Consider the following 19,343-nt stretch of genomic DNA (forward strand, 5'->3'; position numbering starts at 1 on the left):
GGGCTCGACCAAAGGGGGGTACGACTATGGCGCGTGGGCGGGGGCCTATGCGGTGGCGGCGCTGGCCATGGTGACGGGCCTGGTGACCACGGCGCTGGTGCCGGAGCCCCGCCTTCCCGCCGCCGAGGCACCTGCCCCCGCCGGCGAGCACGCCCGCTTGCTGGCGGTGTTTGCGCTGGCGGTCGCGGCGTTCGTCGGGGTGTTCTGGTCCCTGGGGACGGCTGGCGCCGCGTTGGGCGTGGGGGCGCTGAGGCCGTCGCCGACGCTGGGGTGGGAGGCCATGCGCCTGGCTGCGGCGCTTGGGGCGGCCTTTGCTACGGGCGCGCTGCTGGTGCGCGCGGGGGTGGCCAGCCGGATGGCCGCGCGGCAGACGTGGGTGGAGCCGGTGCGGGCGTTTTTTGTGCGCCACGGCTGGGCGGATGCCGCGCTGCTGCTCGCGGTCATTGGCCTGTACCGCATCTCAGACATCGTGTTGGGGGTGATTTCGAACGTCTTCTACCAAGACCTGGGGTTTTCCAAGCCGGACATTGCGACAGCGGTCAAGACTTTTGGGGTCATCGTCAGCATCGCTGGGGGGTTCTTGGGCGGCATTCTGGCGACGCGCTTGGGGGTGATGCGCTCGCTGTGGTGGGGGGCGGTGCTGTCGGCCCTGACCAACCTGGGGTTCGTCGCGCTGGCGCTGGCCGGGCCGCAGCGGCCCTTCCTGTACGCGGTGGTGGCGGCGGACAACCTGGCCGCGGGCTTTGCCAGCGCGGCCTTCGTCGCGTTTTTGTCCAGCCTGACGCAGGTGCGCTTCACGGCGGTGCAGTACGCCATCTTCAGCTCGCTCATGACCCTGCTCCCCAAGGCCCTGGGGGGCTACTCGGGTGGCATGGTCGATGCGTTGGGCTACCCCGGGTTCTTCGTGCTGACCACGGTGCTGGGGGCGCCTGTGCTGCTGCTCGTGACGTGGGCCGGGCGGCGCCTGGCGCACGCGCCACAGGCGCCCGACGCGCGCTGAATGGGGCCTCGCCTCCCCCAAACAGGGGAGGCGAGGCGACGCTTTTTGCGCGCACAATTGGACTCGGACGCTGTCACACGCCCACGCGCCTTGGCCCCACACAACAACACTCATCGGTGCCAATGCCAGGGGCCCGACACGGCCCCGGTATTGGCCGGGGCGTGTCGGCAACCCCCGCCGTGTGCCAGACGCGGTGGTTCGTTGCTCATCTGCGGCCGTCCACCGAATCCCAACGACGTCCTGTGACGGACTTTGGCCGCCGCGCCTCAACCCCGGCGGCTTTTTTCTGTCGGGTTCGGTGGCGCCGGTTGCGGCGCCCGTGCACTTAGGCCGGCGCCGGACGGGGCACCGGCCGCGGTCGGCCCTGCTCGTCGATGGCCACGTAGGTCAGTGTCGCTTCGGTCACCTTCACGCATTGGTAGTGGGGGCGTTGGCGCTCGGCCCACACCTCCACCTGCACCGTGATCGAGGTGTTGCCGATGCGCACGATGGTGCCGTAGAAGCTGAGCAAATCCCCGACCTTGACCGGCTGCTTGAACAAAAATTGATTGACGGCGACGGTGGCAAAGCGCCCGCCCATGTGCCGTGCCGGGATGACCGACCCCGCCAGGTCTACCTGGGCCATGACCCAGCCGCCAAAAATATCGCCGTTGGCGTTGACATCGGCGGGCATGGGGATGACCCGCAAAACCAGCTCCTTGTCTTGAGGCAACGCGGTGTCGGCGGCGGGCGGGGTGTTCGTGCTTGAGGGTACGATGGCGTCTGTCATGAACCCGATTGTCGATCATGCGTGAGCGTGCCATGGCCAGCGCCGCGCCGCGACCCTCGCCCGCGGCGGCCGCGCCAGCGCGCAGCGACGGCCAGACGCTGCGCCGCCTGTTGCCGTATTTGTGGAAATACCGCTGGCGCGTGGCCGCGGCCCTGGTCCTGTTGGTGGGGGCGAAGCTGGCCACGGTGGGCGTGCCACTGTTGCTCAAAGAGCTGGTGGATGCCCTCACGCCGCTGCCGGGCTTGTCCACGCAGGCAACGGGGCTGCTCGTGGTGCCGGTGGGGCTGCTGCTGGCGTATGGCGCGCTCCGGCTGTGCGCGACGTTGTTTGCCGAGCTGCGCGAGCTGGTGTTCCTCGAGGCTACCGAGGGTGCCACCCGCGCCATCGCGCTGCAGGTGTTTTCGCATTTGCATGCGCTAAGCCTGCGCTTTCACTTGGAGCGCCAGACCGGGGGGCTGACCCGCGACATCGAGCGTGGCACGCGCGCGGCGCAGTCGCTGATCTCGTATTCCCTCTACAGCGTGCTGCCCACACTGATCGAGGTGGCGCTCGTGCTGGCGTTGCTGGGCACCCGGTTCGAGGCGTGGTACGTCTGGACCACGGGGCTGGCGCTGGTGGCGTATGTGGCGTTCACGGTCAAGGTGACCCAGTGGCGCACCGGCATCCGGCGCCAGATGAACGAGCTGGAGTCGGCCAGCCAGACCCGGGCGATCGATGCGCTGCTCAATTACGAAACGGTCAAATACTTCGACAACGAGGCCTGGGAGGCGCGCCGCTACGCCGACAGCCTGGATCGCCTGCGCCGCGCGCGGGTGCGCACGCAGGCCTCGCTGTCGCTGCTCAACGCTGGCCAGCAGCTCATCATCGTCGTGGCCCTCGTGGCCATACTGTGGCGCGCCACCGTCGCGGTGACCGAAGGGCGCATGACGCTGGGCGATCTGGTCATGATCAATGCCTTCATGATCCAGCTGTACCTGCCGCTGAACTTTCTGGGGGTGCTGTACCGCGAGATTCGCCAAGGCCTGACCGATTTGGGGCGGATGTTCGACCTGCTGGAGCGGGAGTGCGAGGTGCGCGATGCCCCCGGTGCGCGCGAACTGGCCGTGGCGCGCGCGCCGCAGGTGCGCTTCGAGGCGGTGCGCTTTGGTTATGAGCGCGAGCGTGACATCCTGCACGGCGTGGATGTGGTCATTCCGGCGGGGTGCACGGTGGCGGTGGTCGGCCCCTCGGGGTCGGGCAAATCGACGCTGGCGCGGTTGTTGTACCGCTTCTACGACGTCGGCCGGCCGGGCGACGACGACGCGGCGCGCGCGGCGGCGGGGCGTATCACCGCGGACGGCCACGATGTGCGCCACGTCACCCAGGCCAGTCTGCGCCGTGCCATCGGCATCGTGCCGCAGGACACGGTGTTGTTCAACGACACCATCGAATACAACATCCGCTACGGGCGCCCCGACGCGACGGCCGACGAGGTCCGCGAGGCGGCGCGGGCGGCCCACATCCTCGACTTCATCGAGCGCCTGCCCCAGGGCTGGCAGACCGTGGTGGGTGAGCGCGGCCTCAAGCTCTCGGGCGGCGAAAAGCAGCGCGTCGCCATTGCGCGCACCCTGCTCAAAAACCCCCCCATCCTGATCCTGGACGAGGCCACCTCCGCCCTGGATTCGGCCAATGAACGCGCCATCCAGGCGGAGCTGCGCCGGCTGGCGCGCGATCGCACGACGCTGGTCATCGCCCACCGGCTGTCCACCGTGGTCGATGCGCACGAGATCGTGGTGCTGGAGCACGGCCGCATCGTCGAGCGCGGCCGCCACGCCGATTTGCTGGCGCAAGGGGGGTGGTATGCCCAGATGTGGGCGTTGCAGCAAAGCGGTGCCGACGGCGCCTGATCGGGCTGGTTGGGGTTCAGGGAGGAAGGCATGGAGACCAAGTGGCTCGAAGATTTCGTCAGCCTGGCCGAGACGCGCAGCTTCAGCCGCTCGGCGCAGTTGCGCCACGTCACGCAGCCGGCGTTCTCGCGCCGCATCCAGTCGCTGGAAGCGTGGGCCGGGGTGGACCTGGTGGACCGCTCCTCGTACCCCACGCGCTTGACCGAGGCCGGCCAGACGCTGTACGCCCAGGCGATCGAAATCCTGCACACGCTGCAGACCACGCGCGCGCTGCTGCGCCAGCACACAGCGGTGGCCAAGGATACGATCGAGTTTGCCGTGCCGCACACGCTGGCGTTCACCTTCGTGCCGGCGTGGCTTTCGCGGCTGCGGGCAGAGCTCGGGCCGATCAAGACGCGGTTGGTGGCGCTGAATGTGCACGACGCGGTGATGCGGCTGACCGAAGGCGGGTGCGATCTGCTGCTGGCGTATCACCACGCATCGCAGCCGATCGAGCTGGACGCCGCGCGCTACGAGATGCTGCCTCTGGGGCGCGAGGTTCTGGCCCCCTTCAGCCGGCCCGGCCCCGATGGGCGGCCGCTGATGCGCCTGCCTGGTGCAGCCCGTGCACCGGTGCCGTACCTGGCCTACGCCACGGGCGCGTATTTGGGGCGGGTGGTGGACTGGGTGCTGCGCCAGTCCGCCGAGCCGGCCTACCTGGACCGGGTGTACGAGACCGACATGGCCGAGAGCCTCAAGGCCATGGCCATCGAGGGGCACGGAGTCGCCTTTTTGCCGACCAGTGCGGTCCAGCCGGCGTTGGCCGACGGCCGACTGGTGCCCGCCGCGCCGCGGGCGGGCACTTGGCAAGGCGAGCTGGACATCCGCCTGTACCGCGCGCGCGGCGGTCGCCCCAAGGCTGCCGCCCAGCGGTTTTGGGAGGATGTGCAACGCCTGGGCGGTGCGCCCCCCTGACCGCCGGCGCGCGTGGCGCGGGTTTTTTCCCGGGCCTGGCATGGCGGATGCTTGTAAGATTCGCGTTATCGTTCATCCCAATGGAGAGGATTGCTGCATGAAAAAGCAACTGCTGGCACTGGCCCTGACGGCCCTGGCGGCTACCGCCGCCCACGCCCAGGCCAACGACACCCTGGCCAAGATCAAGTCCACCGGCTCGGTCACCATGGGGGTGCGCGAATCGTCGGGCGTGCTGTCTTACACGCTGGGCGATGGCAAGTACACGGGCTATCACGTCGAAATCTGCCAGCGCGTGCTGGGCGACATCCAAAAGCAGCTCGGCCTGGCCAAGCTGGACATCAAGTACCAGCCGGTCACCTCGCAGAACCGCATCCCGTTGGTGCAGAACGGCACCGTGGACATCGAGTGCGGCTCCACCACCAACAACCAGGCGCGCCAGCGTGACGTGGCGTTTGCCGTCACCACCTTCGTCGAGGAGGTGCGCATCGCGGTCAAGGCCAACTCGGGCATCAACTCGATCAAGGATCTCAACGGCAAGAACGTCGCCACCACCACCGGCACGACGTCGGTGCAGACCTTGCGCCGCCACGAGCGCGCCGGCGGCGTGGACTTCAAGGAGGTGTTCGGCAAGGACCACGCCGACAGCTTCCTGCTGCTGGAGTCGGGCCGGGCGGATGCCTTCGTGATGGACGGCTCGCTGCTGGCCGGCCTGATCGCGCGTTCCAAGAACCCGTCCGACTTCAAGATCGTCGGCGAGGTGCTCAGCGTCGAGCCGATCGCCATCATGTTCCGCAAGGACGACCCCGCCTTAAAGAAGGCGGTGGACGACTCCATCATCGCGATGATGAAGTCCGGCGAGCTGGCCAAGATTTACGACAAGTGGTTCATGCAGCCGACGCCGCCGAGCAATGTGCGCATGAGCATGCCGATGAGCGAGGCCCTCAAGGCCGCCATCGCCAGCCCGAACGACCGACCGATGGAGGCCTACGCGGCCAAGTAAGCGGTCCCCAAGACGCTGCTGAACCCCGGGCGCGTCCGGCGCCTCGGGGTCTTTTGTTTTGGTACGGGAGCACATCGCATGCAATGGGACTGGCAGGTGTTCTGCGAGGACACCATCACCCGCGACGTCCAGCCGCGCTGCTTTGGGCAGGGCGGTGACATCACTTACCTCGACTGGATGCTGTCCGCCTGGGGCTGGACGGTGTCGGTGTCGCTGTTGGCCCTGGTGCTGGCGCTGCTGGCGGGCAGCGTGATCGGCACCCTGCGCACGTTGCCCGCCAGCCCCTGGGTCGTGCGCCTGGGAAACGCCTGGGTCGAGCTGTTTCGCAACATTCCGCTGCTGGTACAGATATTTTTGTGGTACCACGTCATTCCGGCGCTGGTGCCGGCGCTCAAGGGTGTGCCCGGCTTCGTGCTGGTGGTGATTGCGCTGGGCCTGTTCACCTCGGCGCGGATTGCCGAGCAGGTCAAGTCCGGTATCCAGGCTCTGCCGCGCGGCCAGCGCTACGCCGCGCTGGCGCTTGGGCTGACCACCGCACAGGCCTACCGGTATGTGCTGCTGCCGATGGCGTTTCGCATCATCATCCCGCCGCTGACGAGCGAGGCGATGAACATCTTCAAAAACTCGTCGGTAGCGTTTGCCGTGTCGGTGGCAGAGCTGACGATGTTTGCCATGCAGGCGCAGGAGGAGACCGCGCGCGGCATCGAGATCTATCTGGCGGTCACGGGGCTGTACATCGTTTCGGCATTTGCGATCAACCGGCTGATGGCCTTCATCGAGCGGCGCGTGCGCGTGCCGGGCTTCATCGCCAGCGGCGCGGCGGGGGGACACTGAGATGCTCAACCTCGACTGGTCCTTCTACCGCTGGGACGTCATCAGCAGCTTCGTGCTCAAGGGGCTGCAGTTCAGCCTTCTGCTGACGGTGGTGGCCACCCTGGGCGGCGTCGCGTTCGGTACGGTGCTGGCGCTCATGCGGCTGTCCGGCCGCCGATGGCTGGAGCTGCCCGCCACCATCTACGTCAACGGCATGCGCAGCATCCCGCTGGTGATGGTGATTCTGTGGTTCTTCCTGCTGGTGCCGTTCGTCATCGGCCGGCCGATCGGCGCGGAGCTGTCGGCGATCATCACCTTCATCGCGTTCGAGGCGGCCTACTTCAGCGAGATCGTGCGCGCCGGCATCCAGTCCATCCCGCGCGGACAGGTCTACGCCGGCCAGGCGCTGGGGCTGACCTATGGGCAGAACATGCGCTTCGTGATCCTGCCGCAGGCGTTTCGCAACATGCTGCCGGTGTTTCTGACGCAGACCATCATCCTGTTTCAGGACACCTCGCTGGTGTACGCGATCGGGGCCTACGACATGCTCAAGGGCTTCGAGGTCGCGGGCAAGAACTACGGCCGTCCCATCGAGGCTTATCTGGCGGCGGCGGTGGTGTACTTCGCCATCTGCTACGGCTTGTCGGCGCTGGTCAAGCGCCTGCAGACCCGTATCGCCATCATCCGTTGAACCCCGGGACCGCAGGGCGGCCGACACCGTGGCCCATGCGGTCCCCACCCGAACGCTGAGGAGTCGTCATGGAACGACCGATGATCGAACTGAAGAACGTGTCCAAGTGGTACGGCGCCGTGCAGGTGCTCAACGACTGCTCCACCGCGATCCGCAAGGGCGAGGTGGTGGTGGTCTGCGGGCCGTCGGGCTCCGGCAAATCGACGCTGATCAAGACCATCAACGCGTTGGAGCCGATCCAGAAGGGCGAGATCTGGGTCAATGGCCAGCCGGTGCACGACCCCAAGACCAACCTGCCGAAGTTGCGCAGCCACGTCGGCATGGTGTTCCAGCATTTCGAGCTGTTTCCGCACCTGACGGTGACCGAAAACCTCACGCTGGCGCAGGTCAAGGTGCTGGGCCGCAACCCCGAGGACGCCAAGAAGCACGGGCTGAAGTACCTGGAGCGCGTGGGCCTGATCGCGCACAAGGACAAGTATCCGGGGCAGCTTTCCGGCGGTCAGCAGCAGCGCGTGGCGATCGCGCGCGCGCTGTCGATGGACCCGATCGTGATGCTGTTCGACGAGCCGACCTCGGCGCTGGACCCGGAGATGGTCGGCGAGGTGCTGGACGTGATGATCGGTCTGGCGCAGGAAGGCATGACGATGATGGTCGTCACGCACGAGATGGGCTTTGCGCGCAAGGTCAGCGACCGCGTCATCTTCATGGACGTTGGCGGCAAGATCCTGGAAGACTGCCCGAAGGAGGAGTTCTTCGGCAACCCGCAGGCGCGCCAGCCGCGCACCAAGGATTTCCTCGACAAGATCCTTTCGCACTGAAAGCCGTGATGGTTCACCGGGCGGGGCGAGCCGCCCATGCAAAAGGGCTCCCCGCGGGGAGCCCTCGTTTCACGTCGGTGCTCGGGCGGCACCCGACACCGCCCGGGCATGCCGTCACATCGCCGCCGGCACCGGGGCGTTCATCGCGCGCTTCTCCAGCGTCCACTGGTGCAGCGAGCCGTCGAAATTGCGCGCCTGGGCGTTGCCGAGGATCTCGTAGGCGATGAACCACGGCAACGAGGAGTCGTTGCCGCTGTTGCAGTAGGTGATCAGCGGCTTGGACGGATCGACGCCCAGCGACTGGAACACCGCACGGTAGGTCTCCGGCTTGAGCAGCCGGATCGCGCCGCCGCGCGTGACGAACAGCGTCTCCAGCGGCACGTTGCGCGCGCCGGGGATGTGGCCGTAGGCGTAGACGTAATCACGCTTGAAGACGCCCAGGTACATCGACGTCGAGCGGGTGTCGACCAGCTGCACGTCCTTTTTCTCCATCGCCGCGGCCACGTCCGGCGAGTCGGCCACCATGCGGGCAAAGCGGTCGGCGGTAGCCTTCCAAGTGGTGGTCAGCGGTGCGGGGGCGTCCTTGCTCCACGGGCGGCCCTCCAGCAGCCAGGCCACCATGCCGCCGTCCAGCAGCGCCACCGGCGTGTCGGCGTAGGTCTTCAACAAAATGTGCAGCCGCGCCGCGTCGTTGAAGTCGGAGATCTTCTGCCCCTCCGGCACCAGCACGATCGGCTTGTCGGCCAGCACCCCAACGGTCTGCACCACCTTTTCGAAGGTGGCACGGTCCGGCATCATGTAGCTGACCTTGTTGCCGGCGATCTCGCGCTGGGTGCGCAGCTCCTTGGCCAGGAACAGGCGCGAGCCGGGGATGTGGCCGCCGAACTCGTCCAGCACCTTCTTGCCGTCCTTGGTGGTTTCGAACTCCGGCTCGCGCGTGAAGCTCTTGGCGTCGTTGCGGATTTCGATCACCTGGACCTTGTCGAGGTTGTCGGCCAGCCACTGCGTGCTGACCACGGGGCCGGGCAGCACGCCCTGGGCCCAGGCGCTGGCGGCCAGCGCGGCCGCGCCGAGCGCCACTGCGATGCGTCGAAGGGTTTTCATCGTCGTCTCTCCTTGGCTCTCCTTGGGGGCAAAAATCGGTCAGACCAGGCCCAGCCGCCGCAGCCGCGGCGCCAGCGCGGCGTCGGCGACGCTGAGCACCTCCAGCGCGCGGTCTTCCCCCACCTGCTGCACCGGGCGCTGGCGCAAATGGGGCTCGAGCGCTGCGTCGCGCGCGCGCAGCAGCGCCGCCAGCTCGTCGGCGAACAGCTGCACCATCGCGGTCAGCCAGCGCGCCAGCGGCGCCAGCCGCCCGCCGCGGATGGCGAGGCGAAACGCGGGCAGGCGCGCGATCAGCTCTGCCGCCGGTGCCCAGCTCCCCGCCGTGACCCAGCGGTTGGTGGTGAACCAGCGCAGCGGCTGGCCGCGCGCATCCAGCGCCAGCGCCACCAGGTGCACATGCGCGCCGGGCTCGGGCCCGTCCCAGAACAAGTGGAAGTGGCCGTGCTCCGGCGTGGCATCGGTACCCCAGCGCTGCGCGCCACCGTGCGCGTGATAGTAAAAGCGCGTGCCGTGCGCCGCATCGACGACGTCGCGCGCCGGATAGTGGCGCAGCTCCTCGAAGCGGCGCGCACCGGCCAGCGCCGCCTGCGCCAGCGACACGCCGCGCTGCGCATAGGCCAGCGGCACGCGCAGCGCCACCTCGGCCCAACCGGCGAGGTCGGCCGGTTTGCTCGAGAGGGAGGCGGCGGGGCGCATCGGGCGTTCAGCGGGCAGGCTCGCGCTCGGGCACGGCAAGCATGGCCACAGCGGCCGCGGCGATCAGCGCTTCGGCGCGCACGGGTTGGCCGGGGCGCAGGGGTTGTCCCCCTCGGCGCGCTTTTTCTTTTTCTTCTTTTCGGCGCCGGGCGCGCACGGGTTGCCCGGGGCGCACGGGTTGCCAGCGGCGCTGGCGGCCGGCTTGCCGTCGGCCTTGGGCGCCTGCTGCGCCATCGCGGCCGGGGCCACCAGGCTGGAGGCCACCAGCAGCGCGGTCAGGGTCTGGGTCAGGGGTTGCTTGCGGCTCTTCATGATCTTTCGCTTGTCGGTGACGTCAAAATTGGGTGTGGGCGCCGGGCCGCGCAGAGGAGTAGGCGGCCCTGGCACGTGGGAAAGAGGCATCCGCGCGTTCAGCTGGCCGGGTGTGCCTGCGTGGCGCTGCCACAGCCGCGCGCGCCGCAGCCGGCCTCGCCGAGCATGGCCTCCTGCGCCTCGATCGGGCCGCCCAGACGCTGCTCGAACCAGTGGCCGAGGTGGTACACGCCGACCAAGGCGGCGGCCATCGCGCCGATGATCCACCACGGCGAGATGCCCCAGGCGTCGTGCAGCGTGTCGCCCGACTCGACCTCGGCCATGGCCATGATTGCCTCGATCGCCGGGCCGTACAGGCCGGCGAAGGCGAACGTGCCGACGACCAGCCCGGCGAAGAACACCAGCGCGTCCAGCCGGCCTGAGGCCACCCCGACCACCGAGGTGCCGGGGCAGTAGCCGCCGATCGCAAAGCCGGCGCCGACCAGCACGCCGCCGACCGCCGAGGCCATCATCAGCGACGTCGGCACGAACACCGCGTCCAAGTCGAGCACGCCTGCCAAGCCAAGCAGCTGCAGCCCGACCGCAGCCACCACGATGGCGGTGAACATCACTTTCAGCACCGACCAGTCGCGCAGCGAGAACTGGCCGGTCAGCTTGCACGGGCTGCCGAAGCCGGCGTTTTCCAGGATGAAGCCGAACGCCACGCCGACCAGCAGCGCCGACCACAGGGTTTCTTGCAGCGGGAACATGGCGTCAGACCCCCTTGACGAGCCGACTGACGATCAGCCCGGTGACGAAGAACGCGCCGAGGAAGACGAACGCGGCGATCGACAGCGTGGCCGCGCCGGACAGGCCCAGCCCGCTGGTGCAGCCGGCGGCGATGCGGGCGCCAAAACCCGCCAGCAGCCCGCCGATCAGCGCAGTGGCGATGCGCTTGCCGGTGCCGACGCGCGTGGCGCCGTCGAGCTGCACGCGCAGCCGCCCGGCGAGAAAGGCCGCCAGCAGCGCGCCGGCGAATACGCCGATCACCTGCCAGGTGATCCAGCCGTCCAGGATGTCGGGCCTCGCCATTGCGCCCAGGTAGGCGTTGGCCTGGATGGATTCGGGGGCGACCTGCAGACCCAGCCAGGCGCTCAGCCGCGTGGTGAAGCCGGTGGCGCCCAGCCCGTGCCCGGTGAGCACGAAGGTGGCCAGCAGCGTGACGCCCAGCGCTACGCCCGCCAGCCACGGGTTCCAGAAGGGTTTTGGGGTCGTCGTCATGATGGCGCTCGCGAGCAAGGTCAATGAACCGTACCCTGCAGAGTATAGGCAACGACGGCCGCGAGCGCAACGGGCCTAACCCGTCGGCCCGGCCACCGCGGCGCACGGCGCAGTTCCGGCGTCGGCGCCGCTCTGCGACAATTCCGCCCGATGAGTCACGCCCCCGACACCCTGACCCTGATCCGTCCTGACGACTGGCACGTGCACCTGCGCGACGGCGCGGCGCTGGCCACCACCGTGCCGCACACGGCGGCGCAGTTCGCGCGCGCCATCGTCATGCCCAACCTCAAGCCGCCGGTGACCACCGCAGCGCTGGCGGCAGCCTACCGCGAGCGCATCCTGGCGGCGCGGCCAGCCGACGTGGCGTTCGAGCCGCTGATGACGCTGTACCTGACCGACGACCTGCCGCCGCAGGAGATCGAGCGTGCGCGCGAGGCCGGCGTGGTGGCGGTCAAGCTCTACCCGGCCGGCGCCACCACCCACAGCGACGCCGGCGTCACCGACGTCCGCCGCACGTTCCGGACGCTGGAGGCGCTGCAGCGCGCGGGGCTGCTGCTGCTGGTGCACGGCGAGGTCACCGACGGCGAGATCGACATCTTCGACCGCGAGGCGGTGTTCATCGAGCGGGTACTGGAGCCGCTTCGGCGCGACTTTCCTGGGCTGAAAATCGTGCTGGAGCACATCACCACCAAGGAGGCGGCGCAGTACGTCGCCGAGGCCGGTCCAAACCTGGCGGCCACCATCACCGCGCACCACCTGCTCTACAACCGCAACGCGCTGTTTGCGGGCGGCATCCGGCCGCACCATTACTGCCTGCCGGTGCTCAAGCGCGAGGTGCACCGCCAGGCGCTGGTGGCGGCCGCCACCAGCGCCAACCCGCGCTTTTTCCTCGGCACCGACAGCGCGCCGCACGCGGTGCAGTTCAAAGAGCATGCCTGCGGCTGCGCCGGCTGCTACACCGCGCCGGCGGCGCTGGAGCTGTACGCCGAGGCGTTCGAGGCCGGCGGCGCGCTGGACAAGCTGGAGGGCTTTGCCAGCCTGCACGGACCGGACTTCTACGGCCTGCCGCGCAACACCGAGCGCGTGACGCTCAAGCGCGAGGCGTGGACGGTGCCCGAACGCTACCGCTTCGGTGACACGGAGGTCAAGCCGCTGCCCGCCGGCGAGACGCTGCGCTGGCGGCTGGTGGGGTGAGGGTGCGGGGCGCTGGCGCGGATGCACCGTGGCTGCGGCCTTATGCCGCCTCGCTGGCGTGGCTGGACGCCGCACCGTCCGATGCGCGCACCGCGCAACGGCTGGAGCGTCTGCGCCAGCGGCATGGTGCTGCGTTGGCCGTACCAACCTTCGTGCCCCACGAGCAGCTGCCGCCCGGCGAGGCCTACGAGGCCTTCATCCACCGCACCGGGCAGGTGCCCACACGCGACAATGCCCACGACGCGTTCAACGGGCTGGTGTGGTGGCGCTTTCCGGCCACCAAGGCGCGGCTGAACCGGCTGCAGGCGGCCGAGATTGCGCGGCTGGGCACTGGGGGGCGCCGCGGCCCAGTGCGCGACGCCCTGACCGTCTTCGACGAAAACGGGGCCCTGCTGTATGCGCCGCCCGCCTTGTGGGCGGCCTTGCGGGCACGCGATTGGTGCGCGCTGTTCGTCACGCAGCGCGCTCGGTGGCGCGAGGCGGCGTTGGTGTTGTTCGGCCATGCGCTGCTGGAACAGTTGCAACGGCCGCACAAGGCCTTGACGGCGCATGTGCTGTGCGCGCCCATGTCCAGCGGGGCCGGGGCGGTCGGGGCATTGGCAACGCCGTGAGGGCGACACGGAGGCACGCATGCGCATCCTGACCTGGAATGTGCAGTGGTTTCGCGGCATGGACGGCTGCGTGGACGTCGCGCGGGTGCTGGCCCATGCGCGGGAGTGGGGCGGCGACCCCGAGGTGATCTGCCTGCAGGAGGTGGCGCAGCACTTTGGCGGCCTGGCCGGCGCAGGGGAGGCAGACCAGGTCGCGGCGCTGGCCGCGGCCCTGCCCGGGTACGAGGTGTTTTTTGCGCCGGCGATGGACGACTGGCGGCCGGGTCGCGCCACGCGCCAGCGCTTGGGCAACCTGATCGCTGCGCGCGTGCCGGTGTGGCAGGTGCGCCATCAGGCGCTGCCGTATCCTCCCGATCCTGCGGTGCCGTCCATGCCGCGCGTGCTGGCCGCGCTGACCGTGCAGGCCCCCTGGGGGCCGTTGCGCGTCGGTTGCACGCATTTGGCGTACTACTCCGCCACGCAGCGCCTGGCCCAGGCCCGCGCGCTGGCCGCGTGGCAGCAGGAGGCGGCCGCAGTCGCCGCGACGCCGCCCCGCGCCGACACAGAGCCCGCGGACACCCCCTTCCACGCCCGGGTGTGGGCGGGCGAGGCGGTGTTGTGCGGCGACTTCAACACCGCGCCCGACGCCGACGCTTACCGCGTCCTGGTCGAGGCGTCCGCGGGGGCGTCCCCGGCCTTCCTGGACGCCTGGACCCTGGTGCACGGGCCGGGGCCGCGGCCCGCGACCTTTCGCGTGCACGAACCGTGCGAAACGCCCGTCGCGTGCGACTTCATCTTCGTCACACCGGGCCTTGCGTCCGCTGTGCGGGGCCTTCGGCTGGATGCCGACACCCGGCTATCGGACCACCAGCCGCTGGTGCTGGAACTCGCGGCATCGCCTCGACTCTGAGGGCTTGCTACCATTGACCCGCCGTCCCCTTGAAGCCGTGCTGGCGCGGCCTCATGTTGGGGGGCACGACCGCTCTCAACCTTGCAACGGAGACTCCATGAAACGCATCCTGCTGCTGGTCTTGACCAACCTCGCCGTGATGGCGGTGCTGTTGATCACCACCCGCATCCTGGGCGTGGATCGCTTCCTCAGCGCCAACGGCCTGAATCTGACCGCACTGGCGATTTTCTCACTCGTCATCGGGTTTGGTGGCGCCTTCATCTCGCTGCTGATGAGCAAGCCCATGGCCAAATGGACGACCGGGCTGGTTATCATCAACGAGCCGCGCAACGCCGACGAGGCGTGGATCGTCAACACCGTGCGCCGCTTTGCCGACAAGGCCGGCATCGGCATGCCGGAAGTCGGCATTTACGAGGGCGAGCCCAACGCCTTCGCCACGGGGGCGTTCAAGAACTCGGCGCTGGTGGCGGTCTCCACCGGCTTGCTGCAGAACATGACGCGCGAAGAGGTCGAGGCCGTCATTGGCCACGAGGTTGCGCACATCGCCAACGGCGACATGGTGACGATGACGCTGATCCAGGGCGTGATGAATACCTTCGTCGTGTTCCTGAGTCGTGTGATCGGCTACGTGGTGGATAGCTTTTTGCGCCGCGGCGACAGCGAGCAGTCCGGCCCCGGCATCGGCTACCTGATCACCAGCATCGTGATGGAGGTGATCCTGGGCTTCCTCGCCGCGATCATCGTGGCCTGGTTCAGCCGCCAGCGCGAGTTCCGCGCCGACGCCGGTGCCGCTGCCTTGATGGGGCGCAAGCAGCCGATGATCAATGCGCTGGCGCGCCTGGGCGGGCTGCAGCCCGGGGCTTTGCCGCAGGGCATGCAGGCGCTGGGCATCACCGGCGGGCTGGGTAAGCTGTTTAGCACCCACCCGCCGATCGAAGAGCGCATCGCTGCGCTGCAGGCGGCCTGACCGCGGTCCTGCCCCGGCGGCGAGTGCACCGGGCGCCCGCCGCCGTCAGCCGTAGGTGATGGCCAGACGGGTGTTCCGGTCGGGCGCTGGCGGCTCCACCCCCAGCAGGTGGCAGCCCAGCGCCTCGGCCACCTTGATGCCATCCACCCCCGCCGACAGAATGCCGCCCGCATAACCGGCCCCTTCGCCCGCAGGGTACAGACCGGTGGTGTTGAGGCTTTGATAGTCCGCCCCGCGGGTGATGCGCAGCGGCGACGAAGTGCGGGTTTCCACCCCGGTCATGACGGCATCGGCGCGGTCGTAGCCACGGATCTGCCGGCCGAAGACGGGCAGCGCCTCGCGCATGGCTTGCACCGCATAGGCGGGCAGCACCGTGGCCAGATCGCCCAGGGTGATGCCCGGTTTGTACGACGGCACCACCTCCCCAAGGGCGCGGGAGGGCCGGGCGGCCAAAAAGTCCCCCACCAACTGGCCCGGCGCCAGATAGCCGCCACCCCCAGCGCGGTAGGCGGCGCTCTCCAGTTGCCGCTGCAGCACCACGCCTGCCAGCGGGTGGGTGTTGCCGCGGGCCCCCAGCGTGGCGGCTTCGGTGGCGTAGCGGCTGCCCGCGTCGTCGCCAAAGGCGGCGCGCCAGGCGGCTGCGTCGTGCTGCGGAAAATCCGCGGGGCCGATGCCCACTACCAGCCCGGCGTTGGCGTTGCGCTCGGCGCGCGAGTATTGGCTCATGCCATTGGTGACGACGCGCTCGGGCTCGCTGGTGGCCGCCACCACTGTGCCCCCCGGGCACATGCAGAAGCTGTACACGGCGCGGCCGTTGTGGGCGTGGTGCACCAGTTTGTACGCCGCCGCACCGAGCAGCGGGTGGCCGGCGTGGCGGCCCCAGCGTGCACGGTCGATGATGCTTTGCGGGTGCTCGATGCGCACGCCGATCGAAAACGGCTTGGCCTCCAGGAACACGCCGTGGCGGTGGAGCTGCTCGAAGGTGTCGCGCGCGCTGTGGCCCAGCGCCAGCACCACGCGGCGCGCTCTCAGGATGGCCTCCTGACCGCTGGCCAGGTCGCGCACTTGCAGTCCTTGCATCACCAGCCGGCCGTCCGCCGTGCGCTCCAGCACGAAGTCCGTCACTTGGTGCTCGAAGCGCACTTCGCCGCCCAGCGCGGTGATGCGCTTGCGCAGCGCCTCCACCACCTTGACGAGTTTGAAGGTGCCGATGTGCGGGTGCGCCTCGTAGAGGATCTCGGGCGGTGCGCCCGCGTCGACGAAGGCCTGCATCACTCGCCGCCCCAGGTGCCGCGGGTCCTTGATCTGGCTGTACAGCTTGCCATCCGAGAACAGTCCGGCACCACCTTCGCCGAACTGTACGTTCGACTCGGGCGTGAGCACTTTTTTGCGCCACAGTCCCCAGGTGTCCTTCGTGCGGCGGCGCACTGGGCGGCCGCGTTCCAGCACCAGGGGGCGCAGCCCCATCTCGGCCAGCGTCAGCGCGGCAAAAATGCCGCACGGCCCAAAGCCCACCACAACGGGCCGTTCGCCCTCTGTGGGTACCCCGTCCGACACCGCCCGCGCGGGCGGCCGCCACGACATGTCCGGCGTGGGCTGGACGTGCGGATGCCACGCCCACCGTTGCAGCAGAGCAGCTTCCTGGGCGGCATCGGCCAGGGCCACGTCCACGATGAAGACGGCGCGGATCTGCGCCCCCCGCGCGTCGAAGGCGCGTTTGAACACCTCCAGCCGGGTAATCACGTCGGGGGGCACATCCAGGGCCTGGGCGGCCAGTGCCCGTAGCGCGGCGATGGGGTGCGGGGGCGGGGCGCGGTCGGCCTCGGTCTCGGCCGGGGCGTCGGCCGCGCGACGGGTTTCGACGGGCAGGGCCTGCAGCGGCAGTTTCAGTTCGGCAATGCGGATCATGCGTCGGTCCTTGGGGCCCGTGGTGATCGGGCATGGGCGCGGATGATACGCAGACCCGGGGTGCGGGCCAAGCGCACGACGTCAATACCAGGGATAATCTGCCCGTGAAGTCTGCCAGACCGTCGCTGGCGCAAGGCCCGCAAGGGCGCGCTGGAGGAACGTCCGGACTGCGCAGGGCAGCGTAGGAGGTAACGCCTCTCCACCGCGAGGTGCGGATCAGAGCAACAGAGACGAGCCGATTCAGTTCGGGTGAAACGGGCAATCTCTACGCGCAGCAACACCAAGTAGGCCGACCGGCTCCGGGCGCAAGCCCGGGGCCACCCGTGGTCCCGCGGGCCGTGTCGGTGGGTAGGTGGCACCGAGCCGTCCGGGTGACCGGCGGCCCAGAGGAATGGCGGTCACGCGGGGCCCTCGGGCTCCGCGCACAGAATCCGGCGTACCGGCGGACTTCACCCTTTACGAGCGCGCTGCGGGCGGCGCGGTCAGCGTGCGCCGGCGGCGATCCAGCGCACCAGCCGCAGCGATTCTTCGGGCGTGAGCGCTTCGTGCGCGGTGATACCGCCCAGCAGGCGGTGCTCGCACAGCTTCTCGGCTTTTTTGGCCAGCTCGGCGGCGCTCAGCGGTGCATAGCGTTGCGCCAGGGCCGCCATCGTCGGCGCCTTGCCGCGTGGCGGGTAGCCATGGCAGCTCAGACAGCCCTTGTCGAGCGCCATGGCGGCGTCGGCTCGAGCCTCGCCCCCCGCAGTGGCGGCGAGCAGCCCGGCCGCGAGCCCGGTGAGTGTCCAGCGCGACAGCTTGCCCCGCGATCGGGGCAGCGGTAGGGGGTTCACGGTCGGTCCCCCATCCAGGCATCGAAACGTGCACGGTCCAGGCGCTGCAGGTGGGCCAGCAGCGAGCGCCGGGCCACCGGCCAGAGGTGCGGCGGCACATCATCATAGGCGTGGCGCACCCAGACAGCCAGATCGCCGCCGGGGTGTTCGGCCAGCACGCGGGCGATCTTGGCCTCGCGCTGCAGCCGGTGGGCCAGCAGCCGTTCGATGGCGCGCGGGGCATCGCCCAGCACATGGCCGTGTGCCGGCAGGATGTAACGGATGCCGTGCTCGTTGCAGGCCGCGCGCAGCCGCTGCAGCGAGGCCAGGTAGGCACCCATGTCGCCGTCGGGCGGGTCGATGACGGTGGTGCTGCCGTTGAGGATGTGGTCGCCGCTGAACAGCAGGCCGTCCTCCTCCAGCACCAGGCAGAGGTGATTGGCAGCGTGGCCGGGCGTGTGCAGCACGCGCAGGGTGTGGCGATGGCCGCCATCGGCCGCGGACAGCACCAGCCGTTCGCCGTTTGCGAGCGGCCGTTCGGGGCGGAAATGGCTGTGCGCCCGCGCCGTCGGCGCGCTGGGCAGGCCCAGCACGGGCGGGGCGGGGCGGCCGGCAGCGCGGCAAAGCGCCTGCAATGGGTAGGCGCCCGGCGAGTGGTCCGGGTGCGAGTGGGTGCAGACGATGGCGCGCAGGTCGCCGCCCGCCGCCTCGAACAGCCGCCGCAGGTGATCGGCGTCGTCGGGCCCGGGGTCGATGGCGATGTGGCCGGTGGCGGTCTCGCCCACCAGATAGCTGTTGGTGCCGGGGCCGGTCATCGGCCCGGCGTTGGGGGCGGTCAGGCGCTGCACATGGCGGGTCAGGGCCACCGGCGCGTCGTGCCGCCAGTCCAGGTGGTGTTCCAGTTGCCCGTCGGGGCAGGTCAGCTCCAGTTCGCCAAAGGGCGGCTCGTGCTCCATGAAGCGGGCTTCCTGCCCGCGCAGCCAGCCCGCCCGGGGGCAACTGACCCATTGCGGGCCTTGGCGGGCCGCGCAGGCGTCCAGTAGGCCCGCGCTGTCGGGGTGGCGCTGCAGATGCTCCAGGGTGCGCACGGTCGGGTAGACCATGGGAAAGTCCCCGGCCGCATGCCGGCGCAGCGCCTCGCCCGGGGCCACCCAGACGGGTTCGAACTGCTCGCGGTTGTCGGCTTGCGGCGTTTGATCCGGCGGCATGCGGGCGATGAAAAAGGGCACGTCGAAGCGCTTTGGCAGATCGCGGTCCGTGATCCAGCGCGCCAACCACCACAACGCGTCCAGCGCCAGCGTCAGACCGTGCGCCCGGCACTGGGGCAGCAGTGGGCCGTGCCGGTCCAGGCCGGCCAGGGTGGCGGGGGCGACCCAGCGGCCGTGCGCGTCGCGGGCCAGCAGCACGCCCAACTCCTCGAAGCTCTCGCGCACGGCGGCCAGCAGGGCCGGGCGCAGGGTTTCGTCCTGGTCCGGTCGCCAGGACAGCGCCGGATCGTGCGCGGCGGCGCGGTCCGCCTCATCGATGGCGCCGCCGGGAAAGACGTACGCCCCAGGCGCGAAGCTGGCGCGCGCCGACCGCCGGGTCATCAGCACCTCCAGGCCGGCGTCGCCATCGCGCACCAGCAGCACGGTCGCCGCCGGGCGCACGGGGGCAGGGGGG

General features: G+C 69.6%; 19 protein-coding genes, 1 other RNA gene and 1 pseudogene. 12 read left to right on the top strand and 9 right to left on the bottom strand.

Features of this window, described 5'->3' with window-relative positions; all coding sequences use genetic code 11:
* A pseudogene (locus V7026_RS07075) lies at nucleotides 1-1,000 on the top strand (AmpG family muropeptide MFS transporter); the annotation flags it as partial.
* Nucleotides 1,001-1,325: 325 nt separating this feature from the next.
* Here the strand turns inward: V7026_RS07075 and V7026_RS07080 are convergent.
* Nucleotides 1,326-1,769 carry an acyl-CoA thioesterase gene (locus V7026_RS07080; protein WP_334154667.1) on the bottom strand — a complete coding sequence of 148 codons (444 nt, stop codon included), beginning with the start codon at nucleotides 1,767-1,769 and terminating at the stop codon, nucleotides 1,326-1,328.
* Between the two features lie 17 nt (nucleotides 1,770-1,786).
* On the opposite strand from V7026_RS07080, the gene V7026_RS07085 reads away from it, so the two are divergent.
* The 6 genes from V7026_RS07085 to V7026_RS07110 all read left to right on the top strand — a co-directional run bounded on the left by V7026_RS07085 (nucleotide 1,787) and on the right by V7026_RS07110 (nucleotide 7,931).
* Nucleotides 1,787-3,655 carry an ABCB family ABC transporter ATP-binding protein/permease gene (locus V7026_RS07085; RefSeq protein ID WP_334154669.1) on the top strand — a complete coding sequence of 623 codons (1,869 nt, stop codon included), beginning with the start codon at nucleotides 1,787-1,789 and terminating at the stop codon, nucleotides 3,653-3,655.
* A 30-nt stretch (nucleotides 3,656-3,685) separates the two neighbouring features.
* On the top strand, nucleotides 3,686-4,609 hold the full coding sequence (locus tag V7026_RS07090) for a LysR substrate-binding domain-containing protein (protein WP_334154671.1): 924 nt from the start codon (nucleotides 3,686-3,688) through the stop codon (nucleotides 4,607-4,609).
* Between the two features lie 97 nt (nucleotides 4,610-4,706).
* Nucleotides 4,707-5,609, top strand: coding sequence for an amino acid ABC transporter substrate-binding protein (locus V7026_RS07095; protein ID WP_334154673.1), 903 nt, complete (start codon nucleotides 4,707-4,709; stop codon nucleotides 5,607-5,609).
* Between the two features lie 78 nt (nucleotides 5,610-5,687).
* Nucleotides 5,688-6,443 carry an amino acid ABC transporter permease gene (locus V7026_RS07100; protein WP_334154675.1) on the top strand — a complete coding sequence of 252 codons (756 nt, stop codon included), beginning with the start codon at nucleotides 5,688-5,690 and terminating at the stop codon, nucleotides 6,441-6,443.
* A gap of 1 nt (nucleotide 6,444) precedes the next feature.
* Nucleotides 6,445-7,113 (top strand): amino acid ABC transporter permease, encoded by a 669-nt coding sequence (locus V7026_RS07105; protein ID WP_334154677.1) that lies wholly within the window; start codon nucleotides 6,445-6,447, stop codon nucleotides 7,111-7,113.
* An 80-nt stretch (nucleotides 7,114-7,193) separates the two neighbouring features.
* A complete protein-coding gene (locus V7026_RS07110) occupies nucleotides 7,194-7,931 on the top strand; it encodes an amino acid ABC transporter ATP-binding protein (protein WP_334154698.1) in 738 nt (245 codons plus the stop codon).
* Between the two features lie 114 nt (nucleotides 7,932-8,045).
* On the opposite strand, the gene V7026_RS07115 is transcribed toward V7026_RS07110, so the two are convergent.
* The 5 genes from V7026_RS07115 to V7026_RS07135 all read right to left on the bottom strand — a co-directional run bounded on the left by V7026_RS07115 (nucleotide 8,046) and on the right by V7026_RS07135 (nucleotide 11,303).
* A complete protein-coding gene (locus V7026_RS07115; RefSeq protein WP_334154679.1) occupies nucleotides 8,046-9,035 on the bottom strand; it encodes a sulfurtransferase in 990 nt (329 codons plus the stop codon).
* Nucleotides 9,036-9,074: 39 nt separating this feature from the next.
* Nucleotides 9,075-9,731 carry a DUF6969 family protein gene (locus tag V7026_RS07120; protein WP_334154681.1) on the bottom strand — a complete coding sequence of 219 codons (657 nt, stop codon included), beginning with the start codon at nucleotides 9,729-9,731 and terminating at the stop codon, nucleotides 9,075-9,077.
* Nucleotides 9,732-9,794: 63 nt separating this feature from the next.
* Complete coding sequence (locus tag V7026_RS07125) at nucleotides 9,795-10,043, bottom strand: hypothetical protein (protein ID WP_334154683.1); 249 nt, start codon at nucleotides 10,041-10,043, stop codon at nucleotides 9,795-9,797.
* A gap of 98 nt (nucleotides 10,044-10,141) precedes the next feature.
* Nucleotides 10,142-10,792, bottom strand: coding sequence for a DUF6691 family protein (locus tag V7026_RS07130; RefSeq protein WP_334154685.1), 651 nt, complete (start codon nucleotides 10,790-10,792; stop codon nucleotides 10,142-10,144).
* Nucleotides 10,793-10,796: 4 nt separating this feature from the next.
* On the bottom strand, nucleotides 10,797-11,303 hold the full coding sequence (locus V7026_RS07135; RefSeq protein ID WP_334154687.1) for a YeeE/YedE thiosulfate transporter family protein: 507 nt from the start codon (nucleotides 11,301-11,303) through the stop codon (nucleotides 10,797-10,799).
* Nucleotides 11,304-11,453: 150 nt separating this feature from the next.
* Between V7026_RS07135 and pyrC the strand changes: the two genes are divergently transcribed.
* The 4 genes from pyrC to htpX all read left to right on the top strand — a co-directional run bounded on the left by pyrC (nucleotide 11,454) and on the right by htpX (nucleotide 14,964).
* Nucleotides 11,454-12,497 carry a dihydroorotase gene (gene pyrC / locus V7026_RS07140; RefSeq protein ID WP_334154688.1) on the top strand — a complete coding sequence of 348 codons (1,044 nt, stop codon included), beginning with the start codon at nucleotides 11,454-11,456 and terminating at the stop codon, nucleotides 12,495-12,497.
* Nucleotides 12,494-13,108 (top strand): DUF3025 domain-containing protein, encoded by a 615-nt coding sequence (locus tag V7026_RS07145; protein ID WP_334154690.1) that lies wholly within the window; start codon nucleotides 12,494-12,496, stop codon nucleotides 13,106-13,108. The genes pyrC and V7026_RS07145 overlap by 4 nt, the downstream gene beginning before the upstream one ends.
* Before the next feature lie 19 nt (nucleotides 13,109-13,127).
* Entirely contained in the window at nucleotides 13,128-13,997 is an 870-nt protein-coding gene (locus V7026_RS07150) for an endonuclease/exonuclease/phosphatase family protein (protein ID WP_334154692.1), read from the top strand.
* 97 nt (nucleotides 13,998-14,094) lie between these two features.
* Nucleotides 14,095-14,964 carry a protease HtpX gene (gene htpX / locus V7026_RS07155; protein ID WP_334154693.1) on the top strand — a complete coding sequence of 290 codons (870 nt, stop codon included), beginning with the start codon at nucleotides 14,095-14,097 and terminating at the stop codon, nucleotides 14,962-14,964.
* A gap of 45 nt (nucleotides 14,965-15,009) precedes the next feature.
* Here htpX and V7026_RS07160 read toward each other — a convergent pair whose 3' ends face one another.
* A complete protein-coding gene (locus V7026_RS07160) occupies nucleotides 15,010-16,872 on the bottom strand; it encodes an NAD(P)/FAD-dependent oxidoreductase (protein WP_334154694.1) in 1,863 nt (620 codons plus the stop codon).
* A gap of 106 nt (nucleotides 16,873-16,978) precedes the next feature.
* On the opposite strand from V7026_RS07160, the gene rnpB reads away from it, so the two are divergent.
* Nucleotides 16,979-17,327, top strand: an RNA gene (gene rnpB, locus V7026_RS07165) — RNase P RNA component class A.
* 27 nt (nucleotides 17,328-17,354) lie between these two features.
* Here the strand turns inward: rnpB and V7026_RS07170 are convergent.
* The gene (locus V7026_RS07170; RefSeq protein ID WP_334154695.1) at nucleotides 17,355-17,702 is read right to left on the bottom strand and encodes a c-type cytochrome; all 348 of its coding nucleotides are present in this window, start codon (nucleotides 17,700-17,702) and stop codon (nucleotides 17,355-17,357) included.
* Nucleotides 17,699-19,343, bottom strand: a 1,645-nt coding sequence (locus tag V7026_RS07175; protein ID WP_334154697.1) for an MBL fold metallo-hydrolase, incomplete at its 5' end; no start/stop codon positions are given. The genes V7026_RS07170 and V7026_RS07175, both read right to left, overlap by 4 nt.

The organism is Tepidimonas sp., assembly GCF_036825565.1.
In the GTDB taxonomy this organism is placed as follows: Bacteria; Pseudomonadota; Gammaproteobacteria; order Burkholderiales; family Burkholderiaceae_C; genus Tepidimonas.